This is a genomic window from Streptomyces pseudovenezuelae (genome assembly GCF_001513955.1).
Taxonomy (GTDB): Bacteria; Actinomycetota; Actinomycetes; order Streptomycetales; family Streptomycetaceae; genus Streptomyces; species Streptomyces pseudovenezuelae.
In genome coordinates this window covers 560,484-574,391 of record NZ_KQ948147.1, presented here as the reverse complement: position 1 = coordinate 574,391, position 13,908 = coordinate 560,484, and the positions used below count along the sequence as shown (strand labels likewise).

General features: G+C 71.9%; 10 protein-coding genes and 1 pseudogene. 4 read left to right on the top strand and 7 right to left on the bottom strand.

What is annotated here, in order from left to right; genetic code table 11:
• Positions 1-49: 49 nt before the first annotated feature.
• A complete protein-coding gene (locus AQI94_RS18850; RefSeq protein ID WP_031049156.1) occupies positions 50-1,495 on the top strand; it encodes a glyceraldehyde-3-phosphate dehydrogenase in 1,446 nt (481 codons plus the stop codon).
• A 31-nt stretch (positions 1,496-1,526) separates the two neighbouring features.
• Here AQI94_RS18850 and AQI94_RS45640 read toward each other — a convergent pair.
• The 5 genes and pseudogenes from AQI94_RS45640 to AQI94_RS44615 form a co-directional block, all read right to left on the bottom strand.
• Positions 1,527-1,902 (bottom strand): annotated as a pseudogene (locus AQI94_RS45640) (DinB family protein); the annotation flags it as partial.
• A gap of 80 nt (positions 1,903-1,982) precedes the next feature.
• Positions 1,983-3,623, bottom strand: a complete 1,641-nt coding sequence (locus tag AQI94_RS18845) for a thiamine pyrophosphate-binding protein (protein WP_062229829.1) — start codon at positions 3,621-3,623, stop codon at positions 1,983-1,985.
• A complete protein-coding gene (locus AQI94_RS18840) occupies positions 3,620-4,408 on the bottom strand; it encodes a cyclase family protein (RefSeq protein ID WP_031039126.1) in 789 nt (262 codons plus the stop codon). Before AQI94_RS18840 ends, AQI94_RS18845 begins: the two co-directional genes overlap by 4 nt.
• Before the next feature lie 149 nt (positions 4,409-4,557).
• A complete protein-coding gene (locus AQI94_RS18835; RefSeq protein WP_225890214.1) occupies positions 4,558-4,776 on the bottom strand; it encodes a hypothetical protein in 219 nt (72 codons plus the stop codon).
• A gap of 308 nt (positions 4,777-5,084) precedes the next feature.
• Positions 5,085-5,237 (bottom strand): hypothetical protein, encoded by a 153-nt coding sequence (locus AQI94_RS44615; RefSeq protein ID WP_158806171.1) that lies wholly within the window; start codon positions 5,235-5,237, stop codon positions 5,085-5,087.
• A 58-nt stretch (positions 5,238-5,295) separates the two neighbouring features.
• Between AQI94_RS44615 and AQI94_RS18830 the strand changes: the two genes are divergently transcribed.
• Positions 5,296-6,321 (top strand): LacI family DNA-binding transcriptional regulator, encoded by a 1,026-nt coding sequence (locus AQI94_RS18830; protein WP_031039131.1) that lies wholly within the window; start codon positions 5,296-5,298, stop codon positions 6,319-6,321.
• Here AQI94_RS18830 and AQI94_RS18825 read toward each other — a convergent pair.
• A complete protein-coding gene (locus AQI94_RS18825; RefSeq protein ID WP_031039133.1) occupies positions 6,304-10,227 on the bottom strand; it encodes a glycosyl hydrolase in 3,924 nt (1,307 codons plus the stop codon). The two genes, AQI94_RS18830 and AQI94_RS18825, sit on opposite strands and share 18 nt — an antisense overlap.
• Before the next feature lie 240 nt (positions 10,228-10,467).
• Here AQI94_RS18825 and AQI94_RS18820 point away from each other — a divergent pair, with 240 nt between their 5' ends.
• Both AQI94_RS18820 and AQI94_RS18815 read left to right on the top strand, forming a co-directional pair.
• On the top strand, positions 10,468-11,766 hold the full coding sequence (locus AQI94_RS18820; protein WP_031039135.1) for an MFS transporter: 1,299 nt from the start codon (positions 10,468-10,470) through the stop codon (positions 11,764-11,766).
• 25 nt (positions 11,767-11,791) lie between these two features.
• The gene (locus AQI94_RS18815; protein WP_031039137.1) at positions 11,792-13,264 is read left to right on the top strand and encodes an L-fucose/L-arabinose isomerase family protein; all 1,473 of its coding nucleotides are present in this window, start codon (positions 11,792-11,794) and stop codon (positions 13,262-13,264) included.
• A gap of 96 nt (positions 13,265-13,360) precedes the next feature.
• On the opposite strand, the gene AQI94_RS18810 is transcribed toward AQI94_RS18815, so the two are convergent.
• Positions 13,361-13,831, bottom strand: a complete 471-nt coding sequence (locus AQI94_RS18810) for a carboxymuconolactone decarboxylase family protein (protein ID WP_031039139.1) — start codon at positions 13,829-13,831, stop codon at positions 13,361-13,363.
• Between the last annotated feature and the right edge of the window lie 77 nt (positions 13,832-13,908).

Below are 13,908 nucleotides of genomic sequence, written 5' to 3'. Positions count from 1 at the left end.
ACATCAGGGGGTTAGCATATGAGCGCCGCCTAGCTCGAAAGAGAATTCTGTGACTGTCAAGGACGACTCGTTCACCGACTGGAAGAACCGCGAGGAGATCGCGGAATCGATGATCCCGATGATCGGGAGGCTGCACCGGGAGCGTGATGTAACGGTTCTCCTGCACAGCCGTTCCCTGGTGAACAAGTCGGTGGTCAGCATCCTCAAGACCCACCGGTTCGCCCGGCAGATCGCCGGTGAGGAGCTCTCCGTCACCGACACCCTGCCCTTCGTCCGGGCCCTCACCGCGCTGGACCTCGGCCCCTCGCAGATCGACATCGGCCGGCTGGCCGAGATCTACCAGGCCGACGACCGCGGTCTCTCGGTGGCCGAGTTCACCGCCGAGGCGGTGGCCGGCGCGACGGGCGGCAACAAGATCGACCGCCGTGAGCCGCGGGACGTCGTCCTCTACGGCTTCGGCCGCATCGGCCGCCTGGTGGCCCGGCTGCTGATCGAGAAGGCGGGTTCCGGCAACGGACTGCGGCTGCGCGCGATCGTCGTCCGTGGCGGTGGTGAGCAGGACATCATCAAGCGGGCCTCGCTGCTGCGCCGGGACTCCATCCACGGCCAGTTCCAGGGCACGATCACCGTCGACGAGGCCGAGAGCGCGATCGTCGCCAACGGCAACACCATCAAGGTGATCTACGCGAACGACCCCTCCGAGGTCGACTACACCGCGTACGGCATCAAGAACGCGATCCTCATCGACAACACGGGCAAGTGGCGTGACCGCGAGGGCCTTTCGCAGCACCTGCGGCCCGGCATCGACAAGGTCGTGCTGACCGCGCCGGGCAAGGGCGACGTCCCCAACATCGTGCACGGCGTCAACCACGACACCATCAAGCCGGACGAGCAGATCCTGTCCTGCGCGTCCTGCACCACCAACGCGATCGTGCCGCCGCTGAAGGCGATGGCCGACGAGTACGGCGTGCTGCGCGGCCACGTGGAGACGGTTCACTCGTTCACCAACGACCAGAACCTGCTGGACAACTATCACAAGGCCGACCGCCGGGGCCGCTCCGCGCCGCTCAACATGGTGATCACGGAGACGGGCGCAGCCTCCGCCGTCGCCAAGGCGCTGCCCGACCTCAAGGCGCCGATCACCGGCAGCTCGATCCGGGTGCCGGTGCCGGACGTCTCCATCGCGATCCTGAGTCTGCGCCTGGGCCGTGAGACCACCCGCGAGGAGGTCCTCGACCACCTGCGGGACGTCTCGCTGACCTCCCCGCTCAAGCGCCAGATCGACTTCACCACGGCCCCCGACGCGGTCTCCAGCGACTTCATCGGCTCGCGCCACTCCTCGATCGTCGACGCCGGCGCCACCAAGGTCGACGGCGACAACGCGATCCTCTACCTCTGGTACGACAACGAGTTCGGCTACTCCTGCCAGGTGGTCCGGGTCGTGCAGCACGTGACCGGCGTGGAGTACCCGACCTATCCGGCGCCCGCGGTCTGATTCCGCCGGCCACCTGCGCGGTGGCCGGCCGGTCGGTGCCGTCGCTCCCGTGCGGACGGGTGCGGCGGCCGACGGTGTCGGGGTCGGTGTCGGCGGTGCCGCTGACGCGATCGCCGTCGCGGGTGAGGGTGTGGGTGCCCGTCGTGTGGTCGGCGGCGCAGGAGGAGCATCTCGCCGAGGTGGCTCAGGCGCCACGCCAGGGTCGTGAACGGCGGTGGGGCGCCGCGTCCCGGCCCCAGGCACCGGTGCCGGTGAGGAAGACCGCCCGCGCCGGGTCCGTCCGTCCGGCGCCGCACCGACCAGCAGTCCGGCACCGGCTCCCAGCGGTACTCGTCGCCGCTGTCCGTGACCGGGGCGAGGCGGGGGCCTGCGGGCGTCGGTGCTCCCCGGTGCGACAGGCCCGCCAGGCCCGCACACCCCGGGCCGCCGCGCTCCCGCTTTCCTCCGGTCCGGGGCTCCTGCCGGCCCCCTCCCCCGGCCGTCGGTCCTAATGCCCGCGGAACGCCTCCTCCAGCCACCACGCCCCGCTGTCCCGCACCACCTTGGCGTCGACCAGCAGCGGGGCGGATCGCGGGCCGGCGACCCAGTCCTCCACGGCCTTCAGATCCGCCTGCGTGCGCACGGTCACCGCCTCGAAGCCGTAGCCGCGGGCCACCGCCGCGATGTCGGTCGGCGGGAACTCGACGGTGTCGAGCGGGTGTCCTTCGGGGCCGAAGTGGTGCACCTCCGCTCCGTAGGCGTCGTCGTTGTACACGACGACGACCATGGGGAGCCCGAGCCTGCGTACGGTGTCGAGGTCGGCGGCGCCCATCAGGGCGCCGCCGTCGCCGAGCGCGGCCACCGGCAGCCGGTCCGGCCGGGCCAGGGCCGCCCCGATCGCGGTGGCGAGGCCGAGGCCGATCGACTGGTAGGCCTGGGTGAAGCAGAAGCCGTCCTGGTCCGGCACCGACAGGAACATGCTCGGGTGCCCCATGAAGTTCCCGGAGTCGACGCCGACCACCCGCTCCGCCGGCAGGATGTCGTCGAGCGCGATGCTGAGGGTGCGGGGGTCGATCCGGTCACGGGTGCTCGTGTCCTCGTACGGCAGGTCCCGCCAGCGCAGGCGCGCGGCGAGGGCCTCGGCGGTGCCGGGGGTCCGCAGGCCCTGCCGGGTCCCGCTGAAGGCGGCCAGGACGTGCCGCGCGGTGCGTTCGACATCGCCGGTGACGCCGAGAGTCAGCTCCCGGTGCGCGCCGAGTGCCGAGGCGTCGTCGTCGACCTGCACCACCGCCGTGCCGGCGCCGATGAGGGCGCCGTGCCGCATGGTCCACATGTTCAGTGTGCAGCCCCAGCCGACGATCAGGTCGGCGCCGCCGATCAGTTCCGCCGCCAGGGGCGAGGCGAAGCCTCCGGACACGTCGAGCGACCAGGGGTTGTCGTGGAACAGACCGCGCGCCACGGCCGAGGTCGCCGGCAGCGCGCCGCAGCGCTCGGCGAGGGCTTCGAGGGCGTCCCGGGCGGCGGGCGAGCGTGAGCCGCGCCCGGCCACGAAGACCGGTCGCCGGGACTGCTCCAACAGCCGTGTCAGGGCGGCCACTTCGGAGGCGTCCGGTTCGACCGCCGGTCGCGGCGGCGGGGGCGCCGCCTGCGCGAGGGCACCGTCGGGGGCGTCCGACGCCTGTACCTCCAGAGGGAGGTTGAGCAGCACCGTACGCCGCTCGTGCAGAGCGCGCCGCACCGCCGTGCACGCCTGTTCGACGGCGGTCCCGGCCGAGGTGATCCGCAGCGGCACCGCGCCCACCGCGGCGCCCAGCGCGTCCTGGTCGACGTAGAAGTTGGAGGTCGGCCGGGTGACCTCGGCCGCGAGCACCACCAGGGGGGTACGGCTCTTGGCCGCTTCGGCGATCCCCGTCATCGCGTTGGTCAGCCCGGGCCCCTGGTGGACGCTGACGGCGGCCACCGTGCCGCTCACGCGCGCGTAGGCGTCGGCCATCGTCGCCGCGCCGCCCTCGTGGCGGGCGGCGACGAAGCGGGCGCCGGCCGCGACCAAGGCGTTGGTCAGATGGAAGTTCCCGGACCCGACGACGCCGAAGACCTGCTCGATCCCGGCCGCGTGCAGCGCCCGTCCGACGGCCTCCGCGACCTTCATGACCGCTCCACCAGTGCCAGCACGCGCGCGGGCGAGCCGGAGCCCGCGACGATGGGCAGCGGTCCCGCGACCACGACGCTGCCGGTGGCGGGCAGCGCGGCCAGGTTCTGGAGCTGGGTCAGGCCGTACTTGCCGCTGCCCATCAGATACGAGTGGCAGGGGAAGGCGGGGTCGAAGGAGTGCCCGCGCCCGGCGTCCGTACCGACCGTCTCCACACCGAGGCCGATGACGGGCGACTCCTCGGCGACCCAGCGGGCGCACTCCGGGGACAGGCCGGGTGTGTGCGGGCCGTTCTCGTCGGCGTTGAGAAAGGCCTCCTGGGAGTGCGAGCGGGCGTCCCAGCCGGTGCGCAGGAACAGCCAGCCCCCGTCCGGCAGCGGCCCGTTGTGTTCCTCCCAGATCCTGACGTGGTCCACCTCCACGAGGAAGTCGGGGTCCTTGGCCGCCTCGGCGGTGAAGTCCAGGACGGCGGCGGGGGCGATCAGCCGCTGCGCCGGCACGGACGCCACGTCGGCGAGGTCCTTTCCGGTCACCCAGTGGTTCGGGGCGTCGAAGTGGGTGCCGGTGTGCTCTCCGCTGCGGAAATTGTTCCAGTACCAGGCCGGTCCACGGTCGTCGTACCGGCTGATCTGCTCCAGCTCGAAGACCGCCGTCTGGCCGAACTGCGGCGGAAGCTGGATCACCGGTGTGGAGGAGGACAACGGCGAGGTGAGATCGACGACCTCGATCGAGCCGGCCCGCAGGGCGGACACCAGCGCGGCGAGAAGGGACGGCTGCTCGTGCATGAGGGCCTCCTGAAACGCTCCGGACTGCCAGCATGGCACCGCCTCGGCCGTCGGCGTCACCGTCGTTCCCGCAGGCGGCGCGGCGGGTGCCCCCGGGAACCACGACGGGCCCCGGATCACAGGATCCGGGGCCCGTGGCGGGTGTTCGGTCAGTTCACGCCGACGTGGGCGTTGACGCCGAGCGCGACACCCTCGGCGGAGACGAAGGCACCGGCGTCGGCGCAGACCTCGAGGTGCGCCACCTGGAGGTGGAGACCGGCGGCGGTCGCGGCGGCGACACCGCCGGAGACCTGGTCCAGGTCGGCGTCGGTGAGCTCGGCGGCCTCGATGTGGGGGGCGACGTTCATGGCGCGCGGTTCCTTTCGCATGAGCAATCCTCGAGGAGGTGGGGACACCGGATGGAAGCACGCCGGGCATGGACACGGCCAGTCGGCCGACCCCGGTTCACCGGGCGGTTCGGTTCCCGGCTTCACCGGCGTCGCAACACGGTCACGCAATCCACCGGGTTCTTCACAGGATTTGCCGCGGTGGTGTCCGGCCCTTCATCGCCGTGCGGTTCCCAAGCCGGACACTCCACCACCAAAACGCCCTGCGACCGTGCGGTCATGACTACGGTTCAGTTTCCGCGTGACCGGCCGGTGAACGGTGTGCGGGTTCGCCGGATTTTCGATGCGGCTCAGCCGAAGTCCACGTCGCCGCACAGGAAGTACGTCCGGTCCATGTGGTCGTCGGCGACGGCCGGCGTCTTCCGGGCGCCCACCGCGTCCAGGGAGTTGCACCGGCACGGAAAACGTTTTATCCGTGCCCGGGGTAGACTTGCGTCGCCCATGGGAGAGAGCGTCCGAGGACTACGTCCTGCCTGGTCGTACGGCTGCAACAGCGAGGGGGTGGACGCCATTTCGGTTCGCCCCGCCCGTATCCAGGACGTCGCGGCCGCCGCCGGGGTCTCGGTCTCCACGGTGTCGAACGTCCTGAACCGGCCCGAGCGGGTCAACGCCCGCACCGCGGAGCGCGTCCGCGACGCCGTCGCCGCTCTCGACTACGTCCCCCATCCGGGAGCCGCCGGTCTGCGCACCGGGCACTCGTCGTCGATCGGCCTGGTGCTGCCGGACGTGGCCAACTCCTTCTACTCGCGCATCGCGCGCGGCGCCGCGGACGCGGCCTACGAACACGGCTATTCCCTCGTGCTGTGCGACAGCGGGGACGCGCCGGAGCGGGAGCAGGGCTACTTCACCATGCTCATAGAACAGCGGGCGGTCGGCGCGGTGGTGGTCCCGCTCAGCGCCGACCCCACCCGGCTGTCACGCATGCGCGAGCGCGGTATCCCGCTCGTGCTGGCGGACCGCGCGATGCCCGCCCAGGAGGGCTGTTCGGTCTCCGTCGACGACATCGCGGGCGGCCGCGTCGCCGTGCAGCACCTCCTCGACCGAGGCGCGCGCGACATCCTGGTGGTCAACGGTGAGCGCACGATCCGTCAGTGCGCCGACCGCTACCAGGGCGCCCGCCAGGCCGTGCGCACCCGGCGCGAGGCCCGGCTCGGCCAGGTGGTCGCCGAGGAGATGACGGTGGCCTACGGCAGCGACATCGCCCACGGCCTGGACGAGTTGCCCGACGGGGTGTTCTGCACCAACGACTTCCTCGCGGCCGGGCTGTGCCGGGCGCTCGGCGAGCGCGGAGTCAAGATCCCCGAGGACGTGCAGGTGGTCGGTTACGGCGACCTGGACATCGCGAGCTTCGTCGGCACCACCCTGACGACGGTCCGCCAGCCGGTCGAGGAGCTCGGCCGGGCGGCCGTCGAGATGCTCCTGGACGAGGTGGAGGCCCGCACGGAACACGCGCACGAGGCACGGGTGTTCGCTCCGGCGCTGGTCCTGCGGGACTCCACGCGCGCTTCCTCAGACGCGCCGTTCTAGCCGCACCGGCCCCAGCAGCCCCGACGGAAGCTGGGAGGGGAAGGCCCAGGCGGTCGGCGTGGCCTCGGCGAGATACGGGGCCAGCGTGTTGTGGACGGTCACGTCGAGGCGGACGGTACGCCCGGCGGTGCCCCGCAGCCCGAAGCGGTACGGCGCGCAGAACGCCTCGCCGACGAGTTCACCGTCGACGCGCACCTCCACGCTGCCGCGCACCCGCCCCAGATCCAGCACCGGGTCCGGCCCGGCCGGCACCTCCAGGGTCCGCGCATAGGTCACACCCCCGCTCCAACCGCCCAGGCCCAGCTCACTCCACTCCCCCAGCGGCAAGGGCGCCGGCACTGTGCGGACCCGTACCGGGCCGCTCCAGGCGGAGCCCCCGCGCAGAACGGCCGTGGGCGCGGTGACCACTTCACACTCGGCGGCCTTGCCGAGCGGTCGGTCCCACGTCAGTTCGGGTCCCTCCAGAGGCAGTTCGGGGCCGCCGTCGACGCTCACCCGGGCGGGGAGTTCCAGTGGCAGGTCGAGTGACACGGTCCCCGCCGGCACGGTGAACCGGAAGCGCTGCCCGGCCTCCCGAAGATCGTCGGTGGACCGCAGCGGCAGTACGGACGAGCCGAGCACCGGGGCGCCGGCCAACCACTCGGCCCCGGGCAGCGGGTGCGGCCGTACCGCGGCGCCGCAGTGCTGCAACTCCCCCCAACGGCCCACGTGTTCGACGGTCGGCCCGTGCCACTGTCCCGTCCGGGCCTCCCAACCCGGGCCGCTGACCAAGGCGGTCGCGTCCGCCACGAGGTCGACATAGATCCCGTCGCGCGCGTCGACGCTGTCGGCCACGACATCGAGCACGTGATCGCCGCCGCTCAGCGTCAGTTCGTGCCGGAAGAACATCGGAACCGCGCCCCAGTCGGACTCGTAGTACTCCACCTTCTCCTGGCGTGCCACGACGGCTCCGTCGAGCAGGACGGTCACGCCCACCGCGGCGCCCACGACGAGGACCGCCGCCGCTCCCCGGCCCGGGGCGCTGATCCGGCCGCGGTAGGTCACGCTGCCGTCCGGCCGCACACCGTCGGGCAGGCGCATGAACAGGGGGCGCGGCGCGAACCCGTCGGGGCGGGACAGACAGAAGTAGCTGCCCAAGGGGGTGTCGGCGGCGCCCGAGATGGTCTGCGGTCGGTCCTGGGCGTCGGCCAGCTCGTACTCCAGCACATTGCGGGCCTGTTCGACCTCGACCCGGGCCGACGCCAGATAGCCGTCGCCGGTGTCCAGTCGACTGCCGTTCCACCACACGCGTTTGACCGCCGCCGCGCCGATGTGCAGGTCGGCGGGCCCGCGGTGGTCGGTCTCCACGACGGTCCTGACCCGGGCGACCGTCCCGTTCACGGGCACCGGGACGCGGACGAACTCCTCCGGCACCAGGCCCTTGTTGCCGAGCAGACCGTCCGGGTCCGGGATGCCGCGACTCGACGAGTACAGCGAGACACCCCAGTCCGCGGGAGCCAAGTCCAGTGTCCCGGCGAGGACTTGTGCGACGGCCGCGGGGTCCAGAGGTGCCGGGGCCTGACCGGAGGGGACGGGCGGCAGGACACGGACGCGGTTGCCGTAGGTGGCCCGGACGGGTTCCCAGGAGTCCTCGGTCTCGGTCCACCGCATGGTCCAGATCTGCGGTTCGGCGAGAGAGGCTCCGGCGGGCAGGGCCAGGTCGCCCCAGGTGTTGTCCAGGGTGGGCGCGAGCCGGCCCTCCCAGCCGGTCGACAGGTCGATCCACTGCGTCGACGCCGTGGCCGACGGGGGCCCGGCGTCCACCGGCGGCCCTTCGCGCCATACGACGAGGACGGCGGGGGCTCCGTCCAGCGGCACCTCGACGGTCGAGACTCCGTCGGTGACGGTGACCCGTCCCGGGCGGCGGGTGCCGGTCGCCGGGTTCCAGATCTCGGCCTCGGCGACCGGGGCCCGCACGGTGACGGAGGAGGTCCGGGCGTAGCGCGCGGGGTCGATCTCGTGGCGCCCCCCGGCCGGATCCGTACGGGCGTCGGGGAACGCCCCCGTGACCAGCGCGACGGCCTCGTCGCCCTTCCTCCTGACGAGGAGCGGCACCTCGCCCGTGGCGTATCCGGCGGCGTCGGCCACCGCCGCCGCGGCGGCCTCGGCGTCGGTCACCCGCTCCAGCCGGGGATGGTCCAGCAGCGCGGTCACGACCGAGTCGTCGCCGGTGAGCCCGGCCGCCTGTGCGGGCGGCCTGCCGACGACCACGACCCGTCCTCCGGCGTCGAGGAGTTCGGCCAGGCGGCGGGCCGTCTCGTGCTCCAGGACGCTCGCCGAGGGCAGCAGGACCGCGGTGTAGGTCAGGTCCCTGACGCGCAGGGCCCCGTCGCCGGCCTTGGCGCCCTGGACGGAGGCGTCGTCGATGACGTCGAAGGAGACGCGGTGGCGGTCGAGTGCTCCGACGGAGGGCCCCAGCCAGTTGTTGGTGCCGCACAGCTCCAGGTAGTCGCGCTGGGTCTCGTCGACGTCGGCGTGGTCCTCACCGAGGCGGCCGTCGCCGAAGTGCTGGACGGGAGCGTCCAGGGGAAGGAGGGCCTGCATGGTGGCGGTGGGGTGCAGGACGGCGACGTCGGCGCTGTAGGCGCCCCAGGACAGGATGGAGCAGATCCGGGCGACGGCACGGGAGAAGGCGGGGTACTGCCGCCAGTATGGCTGGCGCCAGTCGGTGGACGGCGGCGCCCACTCGAACCAGCCGCCCGCGGTGCCGAAGTAACTGGCGTGCGGGTTGTAGAGGTTGGCGCCGCTGCGCAGGAACGGCAGCAGCCAGTCGTAGGTCTCCTCCAGGGTGCCGCCCCAGCCGGAGGAGTGGAACGACTCGATCCAGACGCGCTCGTGGCCGTAGAGGTGGGCCATGGAGGAGTGGACCTTGGCGTCGCCGTGGTGGTCACTGCCGGCGGCACTGTACCAGCGGTGGGTGCGGAAGTAGTCCGTGTAGAGCTGCGTCGACTGGGCCGGGAAGCCGGAGCGGGCGGGGTGGCTCTGGTCGCACCCCAGGAGCAGGCCGCGCTCCTCGTGCCAGGCGGCGAGGGGACGGAACAGGGCCTCCTCGGTGAGTTCGGCGCGGACGGCGTAGTAGTCGGCGCGGATCCTCTGGGCCCGGTCGGAGTCGTCCCCCGCGAACAGGGCGGGGAGGTGTTCGAGGAGGTCGTAGCCGCGTCGGGTGCGGAACTCCTCGGGGAACCGGGCGGTCCAGGAGTTGGTGGCGGGCAGCTCGTCCTGGAAGCTGCCGGCGATGACGTTGCCCAGGTACCCGGGTACGCGGCGGTCGTACTCGTGATGGATGGCGTCGAACAGGCGACCGACGGATTGCGGGTCCAGATAGTCGAAGGCCGTGGGGACGGCGAGGACCAGGCGCACCTCGGTTCCGTCGGGGGCCTCGACCCGCGCCGGGCCGGCGACCGGCAGGCGGCCGCCCGCGCTGTCGTAGGCACCCACCAGCGTCTCCGTGCCCCGCAGTGCGACGGTGCCGCCGGAGACGACCGTCCGACGCGAGCGCAGGGCGCGGCCCGCCGCCTCGGGGTGCTTTCGGGTGATGCTCCCCTGGACGTTGGCGCCGGAGAAGCCGATCTGGTCGTAGAACCACAGGCGGGTGCCCAGGTCCCCGGCGAGCTCGCAGGCGTCCGTGAAGCGGGCCCACCACTCCTCGCCGAACCACACCGGGTCGTCGGTGCGGGCGCCGAAGGTGGGGCCGGCCGGTGCCAGGTTGATCACCACGAGGTTGTGGACGCCGCCGTCCGCGAACCGGCGCAGCTGCCAGGCCAGACGGTCGCGGGTCACCTTCGCGCCGGACCACCACCACAGCGGGGTGGGGCCGAAGTCCCGGGGCGGGTTGTCGAACAGCTGTCGCAGGGCTGGAGAGATCACGGATGGGTCCTTCCGACTACGGCCCGGACACTCTCACGGATCAAAAACGTTTTACGTCAGCCTCACCGTAGGACACCCCCACGGTGCCCACCAGAGCTGCGGGGCCGTCAGGTCGTTTCCACGGATGGCCGCATGACGTCTTGTTGGAACGTTTTTACCCTCCTATAGTCGCTGGACATCGGCCGAGAACAGCGACGTCCCCCTCCGCTCGGACCCCCTCTCCCCAGACGGAGCCGCATCATGGCCCGAACCTCGCCTGCCCCCAGCCAGCCGGAACCGCCCATCGAGAAGCGCCTGTGGAAGGTCGCGACCCTCTCCGGCATGGCGTCCTACCTCGACGCCGCTCTCATCGTGAGCATCGGCGTCAACCTGGCCATCTACCGGGACGCCTACGACATGGGCGTCTGGATGGCCGGCGCCATCAGCGCGATCGTCACCATCTGCATCGCCGTCGGCTCCCTCGTCGGCGGACGGCTCGCCGACGTGTTCGGCCGCCGCCGGCTCTACAACCTCGACATCCTCTGCTACGCCGTCGGGGCGGTCATCATCACGCTCGCGCCCGACGACATCACCCTTCTGGTGGGTGTGCTGCTCGCCGGTCTCGCGGCCGGCGCCGACCTGCCGACGTCCCTGGCCGTGGTCTCGGACGCCTCCCCCGACCACGCCCGGGGTCGGCTCATCGCGTTCACGCAGGTCATGTGGATGCTGGGCATCATCGTCGTGGTCTTCGCCGGGTTCGCCCTGTCGGACACCGGCATGATCGGGGCGCGGCTCATCACCGCCCATCTGGCGGTCGCCGCACTGGTCACCTGGCATCTGCGCTCCCGGCTGGAGCTGGCCACCGGCCCGGATCCGGCCCAGGACGAGGTCCCGGTCGACAAGCCGGCCGCCGAACAGGGGGTCGCGCTCAAGAACGTCTGGACCCGTGCCGCCCTGGTGCCCATGCTCGCGACCTTCGCCTTCTACGTCACCTGGGGCCTGGGCGCCAACACCATGGGCCAGTTCACGACGTATCTGCTGGTCACCGTCAGCGGTGCCTCGCAGAGCGTGGCCACCGGCATCAACCTCGCCTGTCTGCCGATCGGCCTGCTGCTGACGCTCGCCTTCGTCCGGATCGCCGACGGCCCGCGGCGCGACCGCATGTTCTACATCGCCACGGTCGTGCAGATCGCGGCCTTCGCGATCGGCACGCTCACCCTGGGCGCCATCGTCGGCTTCCTCGTCTTCTACGTCCTCTACCAGCTGTCCTATCCCTTCGCGGGCGAGGCCAACTACAAGGTGTGGTCGCAGCTGACCCTGCCCGCGGAGACCCGGGGCACCACACAGGGGATCACCTATGCCGTCTCGCGCGGGGTCTTCGCGGGCGTCGCGTTCGTCACGCCCGCCCTGCTCGACCGCAGCCCCAGCCTGTTGCTCTGGGTCATCACCGGCTGCATGGCGCTGTCGGCCTTCGCGGGTCTGTACATCGTCCGTGTCCTCGTCCCCCGCGCGTCCCCGGCCGCCACCGCACCGGCGGATCTGAAGGTCGCGCAGGCCTGAACCGCATCCCGAAGGAGCGCCGACCATGGCGACGACCGAATCCACCACGACGTACGCCGGTGAACGGGAAACCGGCCTGGGCGAGTTGCTCCCGCCCGTGACCCGGCGCCGCCCGCGGATCGGCCTCGTCTCCGGCGGCCTCGGCACCTACTGGCCGCAGTTCCCGGGACTGCTGCCCCAGTTGAAGGAGTCGGCGGCCTATGTCGCCGAGCGACTGGGCCGGTTGGACGCGGAGGTGACGGACGCCGGGTTCGTCTCCGACGCGCAGGAGGGCGCGGCGGCCGCCGAGCGGCTCCGACGCGTGGACTGCGATCTGATCGTGCTGTTCCTGACGACCTATCTGACCTCGTCGATGGTGCTGCCGATCGCACAGCGCACCAACACCCCGGTCCTGGTGGTCGACCTCCAGCCGTCCGAGCGGATGGACCACGCCTCCTTCGACACGGGCGACTGGCTGGCGTACTGCTCGCAGTGCTCCGTGCCTGAGGTCGGCAACGTCTTCCGCCGGGCCGGTATCCCCTTCCGGTCGGTGTCGGGCTGGCTGCGCCAGGAGTCGGCGTGGCGGCGCATCGAGCGGTGGGTGCGGGCCGCGCACGTCCGGGCCGCGCTCCGGCACGCCCGGCACGGGCTCATGGGGCACGTGTATCCCGGGATGCTCGACGTGCAGACCGATCCGACGCTGCTGTCGGCGACGTTCGGGTCGCATGTCGAGGTGCTGGAGTTCGACGATCTGCGGCACCGGGTGGAGCAGGTGACGGAGGCGGAGACCCGGGAGCGGGTGGAGCTCGCCCGGCGGATCTTCACCGTCGACGACAGTGTGGTCGACGAGGACTTCGCGTGGGGCGCGACCGTGTCGGTGGCGCTGGACCGGCTGGTGGAGGACTTCGGCCTCGACACCCTCGCGTACTACCACCGGGGACTGGACGGCGAGCAGCACGAACGGCTCGGCGCCGGCATGATCCTGGGCGCCTCCCTGCTCACCGCCCGGGGAGTGCCCGCGGCCGGCGAGTTCGAACTGCGCACCAGCCTCGCCCAGTTGGCCTCGCAGAGCGTCGGCGCCGGGGGTTCCTTCACGGAGATCCAGGCGCTGAACTTCGAGGACGGGGTGGTGGAGATGGGCCACGACGGTCCCGCCCACCTCGCGCTCAGTGCCCGCGATCCGCTGCTGCGCGGCCTCGGTGTCTACCACGGCAAGCGCGGCTGGGGTGTCAGCGTCGAGTTCGACGTGCGGCACGGGCCCGTGACCCTGCTCGGGCTGGGCCAGGACGCCGACGGCAGCCTGTCGTTCATCACCTCGCAGGGTACGGTCGTCCCCGGGCCGCTGCTGGAGATCGGGAACACCACCAGCCGGGTCGACTTCGGCCGGGATCCCGGCGAGTGGGTGGACGCGTGGAGCGCGACGGGGGTCGGGCATCACTGGTCGCTGGCGGTGGGGCACCACGGCGCCGACTTCGGGGCCGCGGCGAGTCTGCTGGGGATCGAGCACCGGCAGGTGTGACCGGCGTCCACGGGAGAGGCCGCCGCGCGCCGGTCCAGGGGCCGAGGTCGGGCCCGGGGTCTGCAGCCCCCGGTCCGGCCATCCGGCCCGTCAGGCTCAGCCGAACTGACCGACCACGTAGTCTCCGGCCGGCTGCTGGGTCATGACGTTCAGCCGGTTGAAGGCGTTGATGACGGCGATCAGGGAGACCAGCGCGAAGAGCTGCTCCTCGTCGTAGTGCTTGGCCGCGTTCTCCCAGACCTCGTCCGGCACGCCGGTCCCGTCGGCGAGGCGGGTGCCCTGCTCCGCCAGCTCCAGCGCGGCCCGCTCGGCCTCGGTGAAGACCTTGGCCTCACGCCAGGCCGCGACCATGTGGAGGCGCTGCGCGGTCTCGCCCGCGGCGGCGGCCTCCTTGGTGTGCATGTCGAGGCAGAACCCGCAGCCGTTGATCTGGCTCGCGCGGATCTTCACCAGTTCCTGGGTCGTCACCGGCAGTCCCGAGTCCGTGACCACCTTGCCCGCGGCGGCGAAGTGCTTCAGCAGCTTGCCGGTCAGCGGGCTGGCGAAGACGTCGAGTCGGGCTTCCATGGTGTGCTCCTTCGGCCGTTGTTGATGGCTACACACCTATGACTGAATGGGCCGCCGGATTGTGACACGTCCAGATG

What these genes read in the sequence shown, in the direction of transcription:
- AQI94_RS18840 (WP_031039126.1), bottom strand. Translation starts at nt 4,408, where the DNA reads ATGCACGAGCAGCCGTCCCTTCTCGCCGCGCTGGTGTCCGCCCTGCGG.
- AQI94_RS18815 (WP_031039137.1), top strand. Translation starts at nt 11,792, where the DNA reads ATGGCGACGACCGAATCCACCACGACGTACGCCGGTGAACGGGAAACC.
- AQI94_RS18835 (WP_225890214.1), bottom strand. Translation starts at nt 4,776, where the DNA reads ATGCGAAAGGAACCGCGCGCCATGAACGTCGCCCCCCACATCGAGGCC.
- AQI94_RS18845 (WP_062229829.1), bottom strand. Translation starts at nt 3,623, where the DNA reads ATGAAGGTCGCGGAGGCCGTCGGACGGGCGCTGCACGCGGCCGGGATC.
- AQI94_RS44615 (WP_158806171.1), bottom strand. Translation starts at nt 5,237, where the DNA reads ATGGGCGACGCAAGTCTACCCCGGGCACGGATAAAACGTTTTCCGTGC.
- AQI94_RS18810 (WP_031039139.1), bottom strand. Translation starts at nt 13,831, where the DNA reads ATGGAAGCCCGACTCGACGTCTTCGCCAGCCCGCTGACCGGCAAGCTG.
- AQI94_RS18820 (WP_031039135.1), top strand. Translation starts at nt 10,468, where the DNA reads ATGGCCCGAACCTCGCCTGCCCCCAGCCAGCCGGAACCGCCCATCGAG.